Genomic DNA, 19,522 nt, shown 5'->3' with positions numbered 1-19,522 from the left:
GCCCGCGGGTATGCTTGTGAACGTTTTGTGATGCCGCCGAAGTGGAAAGGTGCGGGTGTGCAGTGAGCATTGGCAATCCCGAAATTGAACTGACCGAGGAGAACCTGAATCGGGCCGCGGACGAGGCTATTGCGGCGTTCGAACAGGCCGCGGATCTGGCGGCGCTTGAAGAGGCCAAGCGTGAGCACTTGGGCGAGCAGTCGACAATTATGCAGGCGCGGAAGTCGCTGGGTTCTATTCCGAAGGACCAGCGTAAGGACGCCGGCCGGTTTGTGAACATGGCACGCGGCCGCGCTGAGAAGGTGTACTCCCAGCTCCACCAGCTGCGTGAGGCTGAGTATCGCGAGCAGCAGCTGCGCGAAGAGACTGTGGACGTCACGCTGCCTACCGCGCGTTCCCAGGCTGGCGCGATGCACCCAATTACTACGCTCAGTGAGCAGATCGCGGACATCTTCATCGGCATGGGCTGGGAGGTTGCGGAAGGCCCTGAGGTGGAGGCGGAGTACTTCAACTTCGACGCGTTGAACTTCATCCCGGATCACCCGGCGCGTACCCTGCAGGACACCTTCTACATCGGTGAGGAGGGTTCCAAGCAGGTCATGCGTACGCACACGTCTCCGGTGCAGGTGCGCACGATGCTTGAGCGTGATGTGCCGATCTACATCGCGTGTCCGGGCCGCGTGTTCCGTACCGATGAGCTGGATGCCACCCACACGCCGGTGTTCCACCAGGTTGAGGGCTTGGCGGTGGATAAGGGCCTGACCATGGCTCACCTGAAGGGCACGCTGGATCACCTGGCGAAAACACTGTTCGGTCCGGAGACCAAGACACGTATGCGCACCAATTACTTCCCGTTCACGGAGCCTTCTGCTGAGGTGGATGTGTGGTTCCCGAACAAGAAAGGCGGCGCTGGCTGGATCGAGTGGGGTGGCTGCGGCATGGTCAACCCGAACGTTCTGCGTGCCGTGGGTGTGGACCCGGAGGAGTACACGGGTTTTGCGTTTGGCATGGGTTTGGAGCGCACGCTGCAGTTCCGCAACGGTTTGACGGATATGCGCGACATGGTTGAGGGTGACGTTCGTTTCACCATCCCGTTCGGCGTTCAGGCATAACAGGCGTAGCAGGCACAAGGAGAGAGACAACAAATGCTGATTTCCAAAAATTGGATCACCCGCCTGCTTGCAAACGCGGGCAATGAGGGTTTTAACCCCACTGATGAGGAGCTGGACGCAGGTTTCGTGTGCGTCGGTTTTGAAACTGAGGGCTATGAGCCGCTGCCGGAGGTTACCGGCCCGCTGGTTTTAGGCCGCGTCGCTGAGATTGAAGAGCTGACGGGTTTCAAGAAGCCGATTCGTTACTGCCAGGTGGACGTTGGCCAGGCCAATGGCACTGGTGAGCTGCAGGGCATTATCTGTGGCGCCCGCAACTTCAAAGAAGGCGACGTTGTCATCGTGTCGCTGCCGGGTGCGGTGCTGCCGGGTGGTTTTGAGATCGCGGCACGCAAGACCTATGACCACATCTCCAACGGCATGATGGCATCTGCCGCGGAGCTTGGGCTCACTGCGAAAAGCGAGGGGATCATTGCGCTGGATAGTCTGCCGGAGGGCTTCCAGCTTGGCGACGACGCACGCGCCTTCCTCAACTCCACCGACACCGTCTTTGACGTCAATGTCACTCCGGATCGCGGTTACGCGCTATCTGCTCGCGGATTGACGCGCGAGATCGCTTCGGCTTTTGATCTGAAGTACGGCGATGTAGCCAAGGATCCTGCGGTAGCTGGCATTGATGTCTCTGTAGTACCTGCGCCGGAAGGGGAACTGATCCCGATCACGCTGGAGCCCGATACGAAGGCGAAGCGTTTCGGCCTGCGCAAGGTTGAAGGTATTGACCCGAAGGCCCAGGCACCGTTTTGGATGCAGCGTGAGCTGATGCTTTCCGGCATCCGCTCGGTCAACGCGGCGACGGACGTGACCAACTACGTCATGTTGCTGACCGGCCAGCCGATGCACGCGTTTGACGCTGACAAGATCGCCGGCGGCCTGCGCGTGCATACCGCGACCGAGGGGCAGGAGTTTGAGACTCTAGACCACACCAAACGCACGCTGCGCGCCACGGACGTGGTGATCAGCGATGATAACGGCATTCAGTCGCTGGCGGGTGTGATGGGTGGCACCACCTCCGAGATTTCGGATGACACCACCAATGTCTACTTCGAGGCCGCGACCTGGGACGAGCTGACGGTGGCGAAGACTGCGCGTCACCACAAGCTGAGCTCTGAAGCTTCTCGACGTTTTGAGCGCGGCGTCGACCCCGCCATCGTTGAAGTCAGCTTGGACATTGCGTGTGCGCTGCTGGTGCAGTGCGCTGGCGGCCAGGCGACCGCAAGCCGCACCCTGGTCGGCGAGGTACCGGCGCGCGAGGCAATTGCGATGCGCGTGAGCCGTCCCTCCGAGCTGATTGGCGTGGATTACTCGCGTGACACCGTGGTCAAGCGTCTGGAGGAAGTCGGCTGCCAGATCGCAGGCGATGAGGAGCACCTCCAGGTCACCCCACCGACGTGGCGCGGCGATCTCACCGTGCCAGTGGAGCTGGTTGAGGAGATCGTGCGTTTGGAGGGCCTGGATGCGATCCCGTCCGTGCTGCCGACTCCGGTTGGTGGCCGCGGCCTGAGCCCGCAGCAGCGTCGTCGCCGTGCGGTGACGCACGCGCTGGCGTACTCCGGCTACGCGGAGATCATCCCCACGCCGTTTATGTCCAACACCGTGCTCGATGCATGGGGCTTGGAGGCGGATGACCCGCGACGCAATGTGGTGAAGGTGCAAAACCCGCTGGATGCGGACTACGCCGTGCTGGCCACCACGCTGCTTCCGGCCATGCTTGAGGCAGTTGGCCGCAACGTTGCCCGCGGTCGCCATGACCTCGCGCTGTACTCCGTGGCACAGACTGCGGTGAAGCGTGCAGATGCATCCCCGATGCCAAGCGTTGAGCAGCGTCCGGATGAGGCGACGATTGCGGAGCTGATCGGTTCGCTCCCGGAGCAGCGGTTGCATGTGGCGACGGTGGCCGTTGGCAAACAAGAGCTCGATGGCCCGCTGGGGCAGGGCAGGGCCTTTACCTGGGCTGATGCGCTGCAGGTTGCGCAGGTTGTGGCTTCTGCTGCGGGTGTGGCGCTTGAGGTGGAGCAGGCACAGCACTTGCCGTGGCACCCAGGTCGCTGTGCGGCGCTGAAGGCTGGTGGCCAGGTCGTGGGCTATGCCGGTGAGCTGCACCCGCAGGTGCTTGAGGCACTGGAGCTGCCGGAGCGCACCGTGGCGATGGAGCTGGACCTTTCCGCTTTGCCGTTTGACTACGAACTTCCGGCGCCGGTGCTCTCTGCGTTCCCGGCGGTGAACCAGGATATTGCGCTGGTTGTAGATGCCGATGTGCCGGCAGAGGCAGTGCGCCAGGTGGTCGAGGAGGCCGCCGGTGAGCTGCTGGAGCGCGTCACGCTTTTCGACGTCTACGTGTCCGACCAACTCGGCGAGAACAAGAAGTCCTTGGCGTTTGGCCTGGTGTTCCGCGCGGGCGATCGCACGTTGACGGAGGACGAGGCGTCCGAGGCGCGACTGAAGGCTGCGAAGGCCGCGGAGGAACGCTTCGGGGCGACGATGCGCGGCGTGTAGCGCTTGACGCAACACGGGTGCGAATAAATTACGCTGCGGCGCATAATTTGTCGCATAAAGTGCTACACTGCAGTGCATGACACTCTCTGTAGCCGTTGCCGGCGCAACCGGGTATGCAGGCGGAGAAATTCTCCGCCTGCTTTTGCGTCACCCCGCATATCTTTCGGGCGAGCTGCGAATTGGCGCGCTGACCGGAAACTCAAATGCAGGAGCATCGGTTGGTGAACTGATGCCGCATCTGCCGGAGTTGGCGCAGCGCGTAATTGAACCCACTGACGTGGAAACTCTGGCAGGCCACGACGTTGTGTTCCTCGGACTTCCGCACGGTCACTCCGCGCAGATCGGGGCGAACCTGCCGGAGAGCACCGTGGTTATTGACTGTGCTGCGGATTTCCGCCTGAAGGACGCGGACGCATGGAAGCGTTTCTACGGTACCGAGCACGCGGGGCATTGGCCGTACGGCATCCCGGAAATGACGGGCCACCGTGAGAAGCTCCGCGGTGCCACCCGCATCGCGGTGCCGGGCTGCTTCCCAACTGGTGCAACACTTGCCGCATACCCCGCGCTGAAAGTTGGACTGTGTGGGCCGGACGTGCGCGTTGTCAGCATTACGGGTGTTTCTGGCGCGGGCAAGAAGGCGTCGGTAGGCATGCTGGGTGCGGAGACGATGGGTTCGCTGAAGGCCTATAACACCGCTGGCAAGCACCGCCACACCCCGGAGATGGCGCAGAACTTTGAAGAAGCCGCAGGCCAGACTGTCAATGTGAGCTTCACGCCGGTACTCGCGCCGCTTCCGCGAGGCATCCTCACCACGGTAACCGCACCGCTGACACCGGGCGTAACCCAGCAGCAGGCGCACGAGGCGTTCGAAGCGTTCTACGCGGACGAGCCCTTCGTCTGGGTTCTGCCCGAGGGCGCGCAGCCGCAGACGCAGCATGTGGTTGGCTCCAACATGTGCCACGTGCAGGTTGAGGTGGATGAAGACGCCGAAGTGCTGGTGATTACCTCCGCTATCGACAACCTGACTAAAGGCACCGCAGGTGCCGCTGTACAGTGCATGAACCTTGCGCTGGGCTGGGATGAAACCGCAGGGCTACCGCAGCAGGGTGTAGCGCCCTAAGCGCCCTAAACAGATGCTTCAAGGGCAAACAGAAGATTTAAAGGAACGAAAAGACATGACACAAGGAACCGTCACCACGCCGAAGGGCTTTGTCGCTGCAGCGACAACTGCTGGCATTAAGCCCTCCGGTAACTCGGATATGGCGCTCGTGGTCAACGAGGGCCCGGAGTTCAACGCGGCTGCTGTATATACGCGCAACCGTGTGAAAGCCTCGCCGGTGAAGGTAAGCCGCGAAGCTACCAGCAACGGTCAGCTTAAGGCGGTGCTGTTTAACTCTGGCAACGCGAATGCTTGCAACGGCGCCCAGGGTGATGCGGATGCGCGCGAGGCACAGGCACGCGCAGCAGAGCACCTCGGCGTTGCAGCTGATGACGTTGCGGTTTGCTCCACGGGTTTGATTGGTGAGCTGCTGCCGATGGACAAGGTCCGTGCAGGCGTAGACGTGCTTGTAGGTGCCCTGGGTGATAACGGCCAGGCAGCCGCAGAGGCGATTATGACCACGGACACCGTGAGCAAGCAGGCGTTTGTGCAGCGTGACGGCTGGTCTGTTGGTTCCATGGGTAAAGGCGTGGGCATGATGGCGCCCTCGCTTGCGACGATGCTGGTGTTGGTGGTCACGGATGCGTCGATAAGCAATGAAGCCCTGCAACAAGCTCTGGAGAAGGCTTCCGAGGTCACCTTTAACACCCTGGATATTGATGGCTCTACCTCTACTAATGACACCGTGATTGTCATGGCCAACGGCGCAAGCGGCATCACACCGAGCCAGGACGAGGTGGATGCGGCGATCATGGAGGCGTGCCAGTCCCTGGCGGATCAGATGCAGGGCGATGCTGAGGGCGTGACCAAGCGCGTCAGCATTACCGTGCGGGGTACTGCCAACAATGAGCAGGCGCTGAACGCCGCCCGCACCATTGGGCGCGACAACCTGTTTAAGTGCGCAATGTTCGGCTCTGACCCGAACTGGGGCCGCACTCTTGCGGCTGTGGGCATGGCGGATGCGGAGATGGATCCGGACAACATCAGCGTGATGTTTAACGGCCAGCCCGTGTGCGTGGCGTCCACCGGTGCGCCGGGGGCTCGCGATGTGGATCTTAGCGGCATGGACATTGCGGTTGAGGTTGATCTGGGCACAGGGGGCCCAGGCGTTGCGACAGTACGCACCACCGACCTCTCGCACTCATACGTTGAAATCAACTCGGCTTACAGCAGCTAAGGAGGCCACGTGTTGGAACCATTGGGCACTCACCTGAGTAATGAGGCACGCGCACACGTGCTTGCCGAGGCACTGCCGTGGCTGCAGCACTACCGCGACAAGATCGTGGTGGTCAAATACGGCGGCAACGCCATGATTGATGAGGATCTGAAGGCCGCATTCGCCGCTGACATGGTGTTTTTGCGCACCGTTGGCGCTAAGCCGGTTGTGGTACACGGCGGTGGGCCGCAGATCTCTGCGATGATGAAGCGCCTGAACCTGGAAGGCGGCGAGTTTGTCGGCGGCTTCCGCGTGACCACGCCGGAGATCCTGGACGTGGTGCGCATGGTGCTCTTCGGCCAGGTGGGGCGTGATCTTCTTGGCAAGATCAACTCGCACGGGCCGTACGCCGTCGGTATCTCTGGCGAAGACGCCGGGCTGTTTACCGCCGAGAAGCGCTACGTGGACGTTGACGGTGAGCAGCACGATATCGGCCTAGTGGGCACGATTACGGATGTGAACCCGGAGGCCGTGATGGACATCATTGAGGCCGGCCGTATCCCCGTGGTCTCCGGCATTGCGCCGGGTGTGGACGGGGACGTCTACAACATCAACGCCGATGAGGCCGCGGGTGCGCTTGCGGCGGCAATCGGCGCTGAACGCCTGGTGGTGCTGACCAACGTTGAGGGCCTCTACACTGATTGGCCAGATAAGGACTCGCTGCTGAGCAAGATCACGGTCGGGGAGTTGGACAAGATGATGCCCACGCTGGACTCGGGGATGATCCCGAAGATGGAGGCCTGCCTGACCGCGGTGCGCGGTGGGGTGAAGGCTGCGCACGTGATTGATGGCCGCATTGCCCACTCGGTGTTGCTGGAGCTGTTGACCATGGGCGGCATTGGCACAATGGTGCTGCCGGATGCCTACGATGCGGCGCAGTACCCGGAGGGCACTGTGTTTAGGAAGGATGACGCGTAGATGACACAAGCAGAACAGGCGCAAAACCCCAGCGCAATGCTCAGCGGGTGGCAGGCCGGGCTGATGAACAACTACGGCACCCCGCCGGTGGCGCTGGTTTCTGGCCGTGGGGTGTATGTCACTGATGACCAGGGCAATGAGTACCTGGACATGCTCGCTGGCATTGCCGTAAACGCACTTGGTTACGGCCACCGGAAGATCGTTCAGGCAGTGTCTACGCAGATCCAGACTCTGGCGCATGTCTCGAACCTATTCGCCTCCCAACCAGCGGTGGACGCGGCGGGGGAATTGGTGCGCCGCTTCGGCGATGACAGTGCTCGCGTGTTCTTCTGCAACTCCGGCGCCGAAGCGAACGAAGCCGCATTCAAGCTTGCTCGCTTGACCGGCAAGCGCCGCATCCTAGCTGCGCAGCACGGTTTCCACGGTCGTACGATGGGTTCGTTGGCGCTGACCGGCCAGCCCTCCAAGCGCGCCCCGTTCGAACCGGTAGCACCCGGGGTGGAGTTCTACCCCTACGGCGACATCGATTACGTGCGAAAACTCGTAGACATCAACCCAACCGATGTGGCCGTGATCTTCCTGGAGCCCATCCAGGGCGAAACCGGAGTCATCCCGGCACCAGCAGGGTTTATGCAGGAGCTTCGGAAGCTTTGCGACGCCCACGGGATCCTCCTCGTCTGCGACGAAGTCCAAGCTGGCGTGGGCCGAACCGGTACCTTCTTTGCCTTCGAGCACGACCTTGCCGCAGGTGTTCGCCCGGATGTGGTGACCATGGCCAAGGGGATTGGCGGTGGCCTGCCTTTGGGCGCAGTTATTGCTACTGGCGAGGTGGCGAAGATGTTCACCCCGGGATCCCACGGCACGACGTTTGGCGGCAACCCAGTGGCATGTGCTGCGGCCAACGCGGTGCTCGACGTGATTGACCAGGAGTTTGTTGCAGAGGTTGCGCGCAAGGGCGAGGCCTTCGCCGAGCGCCTGCGTGGCATTGACGGTGTGAAAGCCGTGCGCGGGCGTGGGCTGATGGTGGGTGCGGTGCTTGAGCGTGGCGTCGCAAAGCAAACTTATGCTCTGGCGCTAAAACAAGGACTGATTGTCAATGCGCCGGCAGACGACGTGATCCGGTTCACCCCACCGCTTGTGATCACGGATGAAGAGTTGGACGAGGCAGCGACGCGCTTTGCGGCCGCGCTGCGCGAAGCGATGGAAAAGGAGTAGCAAGGTGCCACGACACTTTCTGGCAGACGATGATCTGACACCCGCCGAGCAGGCTGAAGTGCTTGCCCTGGCCGCGGAGATGAAACGCGAGCCGTACAAGCACCGACCGCTGGAGGGGCCGCAGTCCGTAGCGGTGCTGTTTGATAAGACCAGCACACGCACCCGTTTCTCCTTTGACACGGGCATTGCGCAGCTCGGCGGGCACGCAATTGTGACCGAAACCGGCAACTCCCAGATGGGTAAAGGGGAGAGCTACCAGGACACCGCAGCGGTGCTCAGCCGTTACGTGTCCGCAATCGTGTGGCGTACCTATGCTCACGACAACCTGCTGGCCATGGCGGAAACCGCCACCGTGCCCATAGTGAACGCGCTTTCGGATGACCTGCACCCCTGCCAGATTCTGGCAGACCTGCAAACCATGGTGGAAAACCTCTGCCCGCAGGAAGGTCCAGCCGGCCTGCGCGGCAAGAAGGCTGTCTATCTTGGCGACGGCGACAACAACATGGCAAACAGCTACATGATCGGCTTTGCCAACGTCGGGGTGGACATTGCCATCATCGGGCCTGAAGACTTCCTTCCGCGCGAGGAGTTTGTCACCCGCGCACGCCGCCGTGCGGAAGAAACCGGCGCAACTGTCACCGTGACCAGCTCGCTGGACGCGGTTGCCGGCGCCGATGTTGTCATCACCGACACCTGGGTGTCTATGGGCATGGAGGAAGACGGCAAGGATCGCCGCACCCCGTTTATGCCGTACCAGGTCACACCTGAAGTGATGGCACGCGCAGGCGAAGACGCCATCTTCCTGCACTGCCTGCCGGCATACCGCGGCAGCGAAGTCGCTGCCGAGGTCATCGACGGTCCAGCCTCGCGCGTATTCGACGAGGCAGAGAACCGTCTCCACGCACAAAAGGCCCTCCTCACTTGGCTTCTGGAGCACCAGTCATGACACAACCCGTATCGCGTACCGCACGTCAAGCCCGCATCCTGGAAATTCTGGCAAACACCCGCGTGACCTCGCAGGTGCAGCTCTCCCAGCTGTTGCTTGCAGAAGGCATCGACATCACCCAGGCCACCCTCTCACGCGACCTGGATGAGTTAGGGGCACGTAAAGTTCGCCCGCTCGACGGCGGCCGTTCCTTCTACATTGTCGGATCCGACACCGGCGCAATCGACGCCGTGCAGACCGGGCCACGCGACAAACTCAACCGGATGATTGAGGAGCTGGTGGTCTCGGTGGACTACTCGCACTCCACCGCCGTGCTGCGCACACCCCCGGGGGCGGCACAGTACCTAGCCAGCTATATCGACCGAGTGGGCCTTGACCAAGTAGTTGGCAGCATTGCGGGCGATGACACCATCTTCGTACTTGCCCGTGAACCCCTCTCAGGCCAGAATTTGGCAGAGCAGCTTTTCAGTGGTGCCCCGCGCAAAGCCGAGAGCTAACCACAGGTAACCTAACGTTTCGTATAACCTATTTTCTTTAGTTTTTCTTCAAGGAGAGATCTACTATGACCAACCGCGTCGTCCTCGCGTACTCCGGCGGACTGGACACCTCCGTAGCCATCCCGTACCTCGCTGAGATGACGGGTGGTGAAGTGATTGCCGTCTCCCTGGACTTGGGCCAGGGTGGTGAAGACATGGAATCCGTGCGCCAGCGTGCGCTGGACTGTGGCGCCGTGGAGTCCATCGTGGTGGACGCCAAGGATGAATTCGCCGAAGAGTACTGCCTGCCAACCATCAAGGCCAACGGCATGTACCAGGGGGAGTACCCGCTGGTTTCTGCAATCTCTCGTCCGCTGATTGTCAAGCACCTTGTTGAGGCTGGCCACCAGTTTGGCGGTACCCACGTTGCTCACGGCTGCACCGGCAAGGGCAACGACCAGGTGCGTTTTGAGGTTGGTTTCCTGAACCAGGATCCGGACTTGGAGATCATCGCACCGGCTCGTGACTACGCGTGGACCCGTGACAAGGCCATTGAGTACGCCGAGGGCAAGGATCTGCCGATTGAGCAGTCTGCAGCATCTCCGTTCTCCATCGACCAGAACGTGTGGGGCCGTGCGGTTGAGACCGGCTTCCTGGAGGACCTGTGGAACCCGCCGACCAAGGACCTGTACTCCTACACCGAGGACCCGTCGCTAGGTAACGCCCCGGATGAGGTCATCATCTCCTTCGAGTCCGGTAAGCCGGTTGCTATCGATGGCCGCCAGGTCACGGTGCTTGAGGCTATTGAAGAGATGAACCGTCGCGCAGGTGCACAGGGCATCGGCCGCCTGGACATGGTGGAGGACCGCCTGGTGGGTATTAAGTCCCGCGAGGTCTACGAAGCGCCGGGTGCGGTTGCGCTGATCACCGCGCACAAGGCGCTCGAGGACGTCACGGTGGAGCGCGAGCTGGCACGCTACAAGCGCCTGATCGACGCTCGCTGGGCGGAAGAGGTGTACGACGGCCTGTGGTTCGGCCCGCTGAAGCGCTCTCTCGATGCCTTCATTGACTCCACCCAGGAGCACGTCACCGGCGACATCCGCATGGTGCTGCACGCAGGTAAGGCGACGGTTAACGGCCGTCGTTCCAACCACTCCCTGTACGACTTCAACCTGGCAACCTACGACACGGGCGATACCTTCGACCAGACCTTGGCCAAGGGCTTTGTGCGCCTGCACGGCCTGTCGTCCCAGATTGCTAACAAGCGTGACCGCGAGGCCAACGCCTCGAAGAAGTAGGGGATGACAATGGAGCAGCACGGCACTAATGAAGGTGCGCTGTGGGGCGGCCGCTTTTCCGGTGGCCCGTCCGAGGCCATGTTCGCGCTTTCCGTGTCCACGCACTTTGACTGGGTGCTCGCGCCTTATGACGTGCTTGCCTCCAAGGCACACGCCAAGGTGCTCAACCGGGCAGGCTTGCTGAGCGACGCTGACTTGGCAACCATGCTGGCTGGTCTTGACCAGCTGGGCAAGGATGTCGCCGATGGTTCCTTTGGGCCGCTGCCTACGGACGAAGATGTCCACGGCGCCATGGAACGCGGCTTGATTGACCGTGTCGGACCGGAAGTGGGCGGGCGACTTCGCGCGGGCCGTTCCCGTAACGACCAGGTTGCAGCGATGTTTCGCATGTGGCTTCGTGACGCGGTGCGTGGCATCTCGCAGGACGTTGCGGACCTGATCGACGCGATTGTCGCCCAGGCGAAGGTACACCCCGATGCGATCATGCCGGGCAAAACCCACTTCCAGGCGGCGCAGCCGATTCTGCTCGCGCACTCGTTGCTTGCGCACGCGCAGCCGCTGCTGCGTGACCTGGAGCGTATCCAGGACTTGGATAAGCGCCTTGCGGTCTCGCCGTATGGTTCCGGAGCGCTTGCTGGCTCCTCGCTGCAGTTGGATCCGGAGGCGATTGCTGAGGAGCTCGGGTTCGATTCCTCGGCGGACAACTCGCTTGACGGCACCGCTTCGCGCGACTTCGCGGCGGAAACCGCCTACGTGTTGGCGCAGATTGCGGTGGATTTGTCTCGCTTTGCTGAGGAGATCATTGCGTGGTCCACGCCGGAGTTTGGCTACATCACGTTGCATGATGCTTGGTCGACCGGATCGTCCATCATGCCGCAGAAGAAGAACCCGGATGTGGCAGAGCTTGCCCGTGGTAAGTCAGGCAGGTTGATCGGTAACCTCGCAGGTCTTTTGGCAACGCTGAAGGCGCAGCCCTTGGCGTACAACCGTGACCTGCAGGAGGACAAGGAACCGTTGGTGGATTCGGTGACGCAGCTTAGCATTGTGCTTCCGGCGTTTACCGGACTTGTTTCCACGCTGGTGTTCCATGAGGATCGCATGCTGGAGCTGGCACCCGCTGGCTACACGCTTGCCACGGATTTGGCTGAGTGGATGGTGCGCCAGGGCGTGCCATTCCGCGAAGCTCACGAGGCTTCCGGCGCATGCGTGCGCATCGCGGAAAGCCGCGGCGTTGACCTTGTAGAGCTGACCGATGAGGAATTGGCCAGCGTTGATACGCGCCTGACCCCTGAGGTGCGTGACGTACTTACGGTGCAGGGTGCTGTAGCATCCCGCGCCACCCGCGGCGGTACCGCAAAGGTACGCGTCGAGGAGCAGCGTGAGCGTGTGGCCCAAGCTAACGCCGCGTTCCGGACGTGGGCGGAGACACCCGTGCGCCCCAGTTAGTGAGCGAAGTCACGTTTTACGCTTTACCATGAGTGTATGAATGTGCCGAGTAGTAATACAGACGCCAAGCGCGGTGGACGCGGATTGTCCATCGTGCTTGGCGTTGTTCTATTAGCGGTAGTCGCAGCAGCAATCGCCATGGGTCGCGGGGTCATTCCTGGACTTGGGGGAATTGGCGGCGCTTCTGGCTCCGATGATGGGACGAGTCAGATTGCCCAAAAGCCTGGTCTAACCCAGGTGCGCGGCGTGATTGGCTCCGAGAAGCGCGGATACTTCGAGGACCCAGACGTGGTAGCGCGGCTTGAGGAGCTCGGTTTCCAGGTGTCGTTTAGCACAGCCGGCTCCCGCGAGATTGCCACAGGCATAGACATCGAAGCCCAGGACTTTGTGTTCCCTTCATCAGCACCCGCTGCGCAAAAGGTTCGTGAGCAGGGTTCTGGCTACTCGGTGGACTTCCCGTTCTTCTCACCGATGGCGGTGGCCAGCTGGCAACCGATCGCCGAGATCCTCGAAGGTCAGGGGGCGGTGACTAAAGACGGTGACAGTTACGTATTAGACATGGCCAAGTTTGTGGACATCGCGAGCTCTGGTGCGAGGTGGCGTGATTTTGGGGACACGTTTGCGTCGCCAAGAACTGTCCAGATCCGTTCAACTGACATCCGTACCTCCAACTCAGCGGCGATGTACCTGTCCATCCTGAACTATGAGTTCCAGCAGCGCGACCCCGCGCGGGGAGATGACGTGAGCTACCTAGTGGAATCGATCGCACCGTTTTTCACTGGCCAAGGCTATTCGGAGTCTTCCTCTTCGGGCCCGTTCGCGGAGTACCTGGCGCAGGGAATGGGTGCAGCGCCGATGGTGATGGTGTACGAAGCTCAGTATCTGGGCGAGCAGATGAGTCCTAACTCCCGCATTCGAGATGACATGGTGCTGCTCCAGCTGCACCCAACCGTCCTTGCAAACCACGGCATTGTGGGCGTGACCGCGGAAGGCAAAGAACTTGGCAAGCTGCTGACCAATGATCCGCAGCTGCAACAACTTGCGGCACGCCACGGTTTCAGGCCGGCGACCTCCGGCTCGCTTGCGCAAGAGATGGAAAGTCAAGGCCTTGAGCCGCCGCGCGACTACGTCAACTCCATTGACCCACCGAACTACGACCGCCTAGAACAGCTCATTGACGGCGTGGGCACCCGTTACGGCAAAATAGCGCCCCCGCCGCGGCATGGGGAGGAAGAGTAATGAAACGTTTCTGGCTAGCGTTTATCACCTTTGTCAGTGCCATTGCACTTGCCGCGTGCGGCACAGACTCAGGCGAAACTGGCGGGGTTGATTCCGCACCCAAACGAAACCAAGGGGCGGCAGATCTGACAATCGTTGCCGCCACAGAGTTGAAAGACTTGGAGGGGCTTGTTCAGCAGGCTGCTGATGACCTTGGTTTTAGCATTGAACTGCTCTTCCCAGGTGGTACTTTGGATAACTCCCAGGCCCTGAAACGTGGAGATTTTGACGGCAACGTGGACGCCACCTGGTTCGCCACCAACCGCTACGTCAACCTGATTGGGGCGTCCAACAAGCTTGCGGACGAGACGAAGACTGCGACCAGCCCAGTAGCCTTTGGCGTCTGGGACGAAGCGGCTGCGCGCTTGGGCTGGGATACGCAGCAGCCCACGTGGGCGGAGTTCGCCCAGGCCGCGGAGCAAGGAGAGTTCACCTTTGGCATGACTACTCCGTCCTCGTCCAACTCGGGTTTCTCCGCGCTGGTATCGGTGGCGACGGCGGTTGCAGACACCGGCCAGGCAATCAGCCCCGGGGATCTGGAGCTGGTCAGCCCCACACTTAAGGCACTGTTCCAAGCGCAATCTCTGGTGTCCGGTTCTTCCGGCTGGCTGGCGGAAGCGTTTGTTGCAGACCCGGAGCGTGCCGATGCGATTGTGAACTACGAGTCGACGCTTCTGCAGATGCAGCAGCAAGGCCAGCCGATCCAGGTGGTTGTGCCGAAGGACGGCGTGATTTCTGCCGACTATCCGCTATCCACCCTTGCGCAGCCGTCGAATCCGCAGGCTGCCGAGCAGGTTCGGGCGTTGGCAGATTGGATGCTTGAGCATCAGGAAGACATTGCGCAGACGTTCCGCCGCCCGGTGCGCCAGGTGGACAACCTGCCCGAGCAGCTGCAAAACCAGCAGGTCATCGAGTTGCCGTTCCCGGCAAACCAGTCGGTGGTAGATGAGCTGCTCTACGCCTACAACAACCAGTACCGCCAGCCTGGCACCACTACGTTTGTGCTGGATGTGTCCGGTTCGATGGAAGGTGCGCGCCTTGAGTCATTGAAGGCGATTATGCATTCGCTTATCGACGGCTCAGCGTCCACCCTCACCGGCGACGTCTCCTTGCGCGACCGCGAGGACGTCACCCTGTGGTCCTTCAGCTTCGACCCGAATGAGCCTATTACCGTCACGTTTGACCGCGAAGATCCGGCTGTCGCCGCAGAACTCGGTGCGTACGTTGATGGTCTGGTTGCACATGGTGGCACTGCGATCTACCCAACGTTGATCCGTGCTTTGGAGGCGGCGGACACCTCGACGGGTATTCCGTCCATAGTCTTGCTCAGTGACGGTGAAGCCACCTTCGGCGAAAGCTTCCATGAGTTCAGGGAGATCTATGCCCAGATGTCGCCGGAGAAGCGCTCGATTCCGGTGTTCGTAATTCTCTACGGCGATGCCAATAAGGCTGAGATGACGGAGCTTGCGAAACTGACGGGCGGAGAAGTCTTTGACGCGCTCAACGGCGATTTGGAGTCTGCATTTAAGGAGATCCGTGGGTTCCAGTAATTACTTCCTTTCCCGCAAGAACCAGGTTGGTCTGCTGCTGGCCATTCTGGTCGTGGCGTTGCACCTAGTCATCGGCTTCGGCGTGTTCTGGCCGGTGGCAGCCCTAGCTGCGTACGGGGCAGGCGCTGTCCTCACACCGGCGCCGCGGCAGCAGGCGCTACAGGCACCTATGACGCCCACTCCGCAATTGCTTTCTGGGGTGCTGCGCGAGACGTCTTCCAAGCTGTTTCGCGCGAAGCCCCCAGCGGTCGTAGTAGCCAAAGCTAAAGAGTTGGAGAGCAACGTTCGTTTTGTCTTGTCGGAGTGGGACCATTTGGATTCCACGCCGGAGCACCGTCAGACCATGTGGAATGTGGTCAAGGTGTACTACCCGGAAATCACCACGACGTTCCTTGATAGCCCGCAGCACAGCGACGGTAGGGCAGCGGCAGTCATGGCGGATTCATTGACCACGCTCGCTAGCGCCGTAGACAGAATTAAAACTGGCATTCTTGACGATAACCTGCGTGCTATGGACTCCCAGGCGCAGTTCCTGCGCACTGAACTTGGCGCGCTGCCAGGACTCAACGACGGTTTCGAAGAGGCCGAGGGGTACGATCGACGCTCATGAGCCTTGATCCAGAACTGCTTGAGATTCTTGTTTGTCCTCAAGACAAAGGGCCATTGGTCTATAACGAGGAAGAACAGTTGCTGATCAATGAGCGCCTTGGCGTTGCCTATCGCATTGAGCAGGGCATTCCAGTCTTGCTTATCGACGAAGCGCAGACCCACCCAACCACCTCCCAGTAACGAAAGCGTGAGATGTTTTAATGACTTCTTCTGTAAACACCAACATCGTTGATGAACTTGAGTGGCGTGGCCTGGTAAATCAGTCCACTGACCTTGAAGCCCTTCGGGAGGCTACGAAGACACCGATCACGTTGTACTGCGGGTTTGACCCGACCGGCCCGTCGCTGCATGCTGGCCACCTTGTGCCTCTTTTGATGTTGCGTCGCTTCCAGATGGCGGGTCACCGTCCGCTGGTACTCGCAGGTGGCGCAACGGGCATGATTGGTGACCCACGTGATGTGGGCGAGCGCACCCTGAACTCGGAGGACACGGTGCGTGACTGGGCGGATCGTATTTCCGGCCAGCTGTCGCGCTTTGTGTCTTTCGATGGAGATAACCCTGCACAGCTGGTCAACAACAACGACTGGATTAAGGACCTCAGCGTGATTGAGTTTCTGCGTGACGTGGGCAAACACTTCTCGCTTTCCACCATGCTCAGCCGAGACACGGTGAAGCGCCGTTTGGAATCCGACGGCATTTCCTACACTGAGTTTTCCTACATGCTGCTGCAGGCTAACGACTACGTGCAGCTGCGTCGCAATTACGACTGTGTGCTGCAGGTAGGCGGCGGCGACCAGTGGGGCAACCTCGTTGCGGGCGTTGACCTGAATCGTCGTATGGACGGCGCATCCGTTCATGCACTGACCGTGCCGTTGGTGACGGACTCTGAAGGCAAGAAGTTTGGCAAGTCCACCGGCGGCGGTTCCCTGTGGCTGGATCCGGAGATGACCAGCCCGTACACCTGGTACCAGTACTTCCTGAACACCGCTGATGCGGACGTGATCCGTTACCTGCGCTGGTTCACCTTCCTGGACAAGGAAGAGTTGGACCGTCTTGAGGTTGAAGTTGCGGAGCGTCCGTTCAAGCGTGAAGCGCAGCGACGCCTGGCGCAGGAGATGACTGACCTGGTTCACGGCGAAGAGGCCCGCAAGGGCGCTGAACTTGCTGCCGAAGCCCTGTTTGGCAAGGCCGAGCTTTCGGATCTTGATGAGCGCACCTTGGCTGCTGCGGTTAGTGAGACCACGGTGCATGAGATCGAGCCTGGCACATCCACCAACATCGTTGATCTGTTGGTTGGCGCGGGTCTTGCAGATTCCAAGGGTGCCGCACGCCGTTCCATTAAGGAAGGTGGCGTGTACGTAAACAACCAGCGCGTTGAAAGCGAGGAGTGGGAACCTTCGGAGTCTGACTTCCTCCACGGAGCTTGGTTGGTACTGCGCCGCGGCAAGAAGAATTTTGCCGGCGCAAAGCGCGTCTAGCTGCGGAGTTTGCATTTTGTTAACCGGCGTGGCTATGGTTTAGCCACGCTGTTACGGCAGCAACCGAATCAGAGAAATTCAACGAATTGACTTGATTCAAACCGACATGTAATGTCGTACAAGCCGCTTTTACCGGAGCCGCGAGAGGTTCTGGTGGGGTGTGCGTGTGTTGTTTGAGAACTCGATAGTGTGCCAATGCATTTTGTTTGTGGAATGTTGTTGTGTGTGCCACGTGTTGTGGTGTGTGCCGGTTGGTGGTGTCATGAATCTTGGATGGTGGCATTGTCTGTTTCGGTGCGTCACATGGTGATGTTTTGCTGAAAATGTTGTTTCTTGGTGTTTTTCCTCGTCGGATGGCCAAGAAACGTAAAGTAATTCAAGGATTTTTTAAGCCAGGCTGACATGATGCATGCGTTTTTCGTGTTGTTGTGTTGGTTGGTTTGTTTTTGGTTAGGTATTGGGCTTTTCACGGCCTGTTTCTGCTGAAACGTTTTTGTGGAGAGTTTGATCCTGGCTCAGGATGAACGCTGGCGGCGTGCTTAACACATGCAAGTCGAACGGAAAGGCCCAAGCTTGCTTGGGTACTCGAGTGGCGAACGGGTGAGTAACACGTGGGTGATCTGCCCTGCACTTCGGGATAAGCCTGGGAAACTGGGTCTAATACCGGATAGGACCACTTCGTAGTTGTTGTGGTGGAAAGTTTTTTCGGTGTGGGATGAGCTCGCGGCCTATCAGCTTGTTGGTGGGGTAATGGCCTACCAAGGCGTCGACGGGTAGCCGGCCTGAGAGGGTGTACGGCCACATTGGGACTGAGATACGGCCCAGACTCCTACGGGAGGCAGCAGTGGGGAATATTGCACAATGGGCGGAAGCCTGATGCAGCGACGCCGCGTGGGGGATGACGGCCTTCGGGTTGTAAACTCCTTTCGCCAAAGACGAATTTTGACGGTATTTGGAGAAGAAGCACCGGCTAACTACGTGCCAGCAGCCGCGGTAATACGTAGGGTGCGAGCGTTGTCCGGAATTACTGGGCGTAAAGAGCTCGTAGGTGGTTTGTCGCGTCGTTTGTGGAAGTCCACGGCTTAACTGTGGGACTGCAGGCGATACGGGCATAACTTGAGTGCTGTAGGGGAGACTGGAATTCCTGGTGTAGCGGTGAAATGCGCAGATATCAGGAGGAACACCGATGGCGAAGGCAGGTCTCTGGGCAGTAACTGACGCTGAGGAGCGAAAGCATGGGGAGCGAACAGGATTAGATACCCTGGTAGTCCATGCCGTAAACGGTGGGCGCTAGGTGTGAGTCCCTTCCACGGGGTTCGTGCCGTAGCTAACGCATTAAGCGCCCCGCCTGGGGAGTACGGCCGCAAGGCTAAAACTCAAAGGAATTGACGGGGGCCCGCACAAGCGGCGGAGCATGTGGATTAATTCGATGCAACGCGAAGAACCTTACCTGGGCTTGACATACACCGGATCGCTGCAGAGATGTAGTTTCCCTTGTGGCTGGTGTACAGGTGGTGCATGGTTGTCGTCAGCTCGTGTCGTGAGATGTTGGGTTAAGTCCCGCAACGAGCGCAACCCTTGTCTTATGTTGCCAGCACGTGATGGTGGGGACTTATGAGAAACTGCCGGGGTTAACTCGGAGGAAGGTGGGGATGACGTCAAATCATCATGCCCCTTATGTCCAGGGCTTCACACATGCTACAATGGTCGGTACAACGCGCAGCTACCTCGTGAGGGGACGCGAATCGCTGAAAGCCGGCCTTAGTTCGGATTGGGGTCTGCAACTCGACCCCATGAAGTCGGAGTCGCTAGTAATCGCAGATCAGCAACGCTGCGGTGAATACGTTCCCGGGCCTTGTACACACCGCCCGTCACGTCATGAAAGTTGGTAACACCCGAAGCCAGTGGCCTGTCAAAAGGAGCTGTCGAAGGTGGGATCGGCGATTGGGACGAAGTCGTAACAAGGTAGCCGTACCGGAAGGTGCGGCTGGATCACCTCCTTTCTAAGGAGCTTTTATGTTTAACCCACAGTTGTGGGTGTTGGTGGTTGATGTCGCCGAGTGTGTGACTGCCACTAGTTGTTTTTAAAAAGAATCCGGGTGGATGCATACCCCACACCAGAAGGTGGTGTGGAACGCAATATCGGGGTATCGCACAGTAATCATTTTCTACAAGCGTTTGTATGTGTTGGCATGCTGTTGGGTGTCTGGGGCAACACGAATGTGTGTGTTCCTAACTACCTCATGCTGATGTGTCACCTGGTTTGGGTGG

At 60.0% G+C, this 19,522-nt stretch carries 15 protein-coding genes and 1 rRNA gene; all 16 read left to right on the top strand.

Translation table 11 applies throughout. The features are described from left to right. Positions 1 to 62 precede the first annotated feature (62 nt). The 16 genes from pheS to AK829_RS03830 all read left to right on the top strand — a co-directional run bounded on the left by pheS (position 63) and on the right by AK829_RS03830 (position 19,254). Positions 63 to 1,112 carry a phenylalanine--tRNA ligase subunit alpha gene (gene pheS, locus AK829_RS03905; RefSeq protein ID WP_198147782.1) on the top strand — a complete coding sequence of 350 codons (1,050 nt, stop codon included), beginning with the start codon at positions 63 to 65 and terminating at the stop codon, positions 1,110 to 1,112. 33 nt (positions 1,113 to 1,145) lie between these two features. Further along, positions 1,146 to 3,662 carry a phenylalanine--tRNA ligase subunit beta gene (gene pheT, locus AK829_RS03900; protein WP_052204443.1) on the top strand — a complete coding sequence of 839 codons (2,517 nt, stop codon included), beginning with the start codon at positions 1,146 to 1,148 and terminating at the stop codon, positions 3,660 to 3,662. A 76-nt stretch (positions 3,663 to 3,738) separates the two neighbouring features. After that, positions 3,739 to 4,782 (top strand): N-acetyl-gamma-glutamyl-phosphate reductase, encoded by a 1,044-nt coding sequence (argC, locus tag AK829_RS03895; RefSeq protein WP_052204441.1) that lies wholly within the window; start codon positions 3,739 to 3,741, stop codon positions 4,780 to 4,782. Positions 4,783 to 4,837: 55 nt separating this feature from the next. Next, a complete protein-coding gene (argJ, locus tag AK829_RS03890) occupies positions 4,838 to 5,998 on the top strand; it encodes a bifunctional glutamate N-acetyltransferase/amino-acid acetyltransferase ArgJ (protein WP_052204439.1) in 1,161 nt (386 codons plus the stop codon). A 12-nt stretch (positions 5,999 to 6,010) separates the two neighbouring features. Continuing rightward, a complete protein-coding gene (gene argB / locus AK829_RS03885; RefSeq protein ID WP_052206363.1) occupies positions 6,011 to 6,955 on the top strand; it encodes an acetylglutamate kinase in 945 nt (314 codons plus the stop codon). Beyond that, complete coding sequence (locus AK829_RS03880) at positions 6,956 to 8,170, top strand: acetylornithine transaminase (protein ID WP_083439737.1); 1,215 nt, start codon at positions 6,956 to 6,958, stop codon at positions 8,168 to 8,170. 4 nt (positions 8,171 to 8,174) lie between these two features. Then, positions 8,175 to 9,116: an ornithine carbamoyltransferase gene (gene argF / locus AK829_RS03875; RefSeq protein ID WP_052204437.1), complete on the top strand. Its 942-nt coding sequence runs from the start codon at positions 8,175 to 8,177 to the stop codon at positions 9,114 to 9,116. Continuing rightward, positions 9,113 to 9,613: an arginine repressor gene (locus AK829_RS03870; RefSeq protein WP_052204436.1), complete on the top strand. Its 501-nt coding sequence runs from the start codon at positions 9,113 to 9,115 to the stop codon at positions 9,611 to 9,613. Before argF ends, AK829_RS03870 begins: the two co-directional genes overlap by 4 nt. A 65-nt stretch (positions 9,614 to 9,678) precedes the next feature. Then, positions 9,679 to 10,890: an argininosuccinate synthase gene (locus AK829_RS03865; protein ID WP_052204434.1), complete on the top strand. Its 1,212-nt coding sequence runs from the start codon at positions 9,679 to 9,681 to the stop codon at positions 10,888 to 10,890. Between the two features lie 9 nt (positions 10,891 to 10,899). Then, positions 10,900 to 12,336 (top strand): argininosuccinate lyase, encoded by a 1,437-nt coding sequence (gene argH / locus AK829_RS03860; protein ID WP_052204433.1) that lies wholly within the window; start codon positions 10,900 to 10,902, stop codon positions 12,334 to 12,336. 36 nt (positions 12,337 to 12,372) lie between these two features. Next, positions 12,373 to 13,575, top strand: coding sequence for a hypothetical protein (locus tag AK829_RS03855; protein WP_052204431.1), 1,203 nt, complete (start codon positions 12,373 to 12,375; stop codon positions 13,573 to 13,575). Beyond that, a complete protein-coding gene (locus tag AK829_RS03850; protein WP_052204429.1) occupies positions 13,575 to 15,164 on the top strand; it encodes a VWA domain-containing protein in 1,590 nt (529 codons plus the stop codon). Before AK829_RS03855 ends, AK829_RS03850 begins: the two co-directional genes overlap by 1 nt. Continuing rightward, entirely contained in the window at positions 15,151 to 15,774 is a 624-nt protein-coding gene (locus tag AK829_RS03845; RefSeq protein ID WP_052204427.1) for a hypothetical protein, read from the top strand. The genes AK829_RS03850 and AK829_RS03845 overlap by 14 nt, the downstream gene beginning before the upstream one ends. Further along, positions 15,771 to 15,953, top strand: coding sequence for a Trm112 family protein (locus AK829_RS03840; protein ID WP_052204425.1), 183 nt, complete (start codon positions 15,771 to 15,773; stop codon positions 15,951 to 15,953). Before AK829_RS03845 ends, AK829_RS03840 begins: the two co-directional genes overlap by 4 nt. 20 nt (positions 15,954 to 15,973) lie before the next feature. Further along, entirely contained in the window at positions 15,974 to 17,251 is a 1,278-nt protein-coding gene (gene tyrS, locus AK829_RS03835; RefSeq protein WP_052204423.1) for a tyrosine--tRNA ligase, read from the top strand. Positions 17,252 to 17,743: 492 nt separating this feature from the next. Then, positions 17,744 to 19,254: ribosomal RNA gene (locus AK829_RS03830) — 16S ribosomal RNA — on the top strand. Positions 19,255 to 19,522: the final 268 nt, after the last annotated feature.

The sequence above is a fragment of the Corynebacterium riegelii genome (assembly GCF_001263755.1).
Lineage (GTDB): Bacteria > Actinomycetota > Actinomycetes > Mycobacteriales > Mycobacteriaceae > Corynebacterium > Corynebacterium riegelii.
The sequence above is the reverse complement of the archived record's forward strand: the minus strand, read 5'-3'. Positions and strand labels throughout refer to the sequence as shown.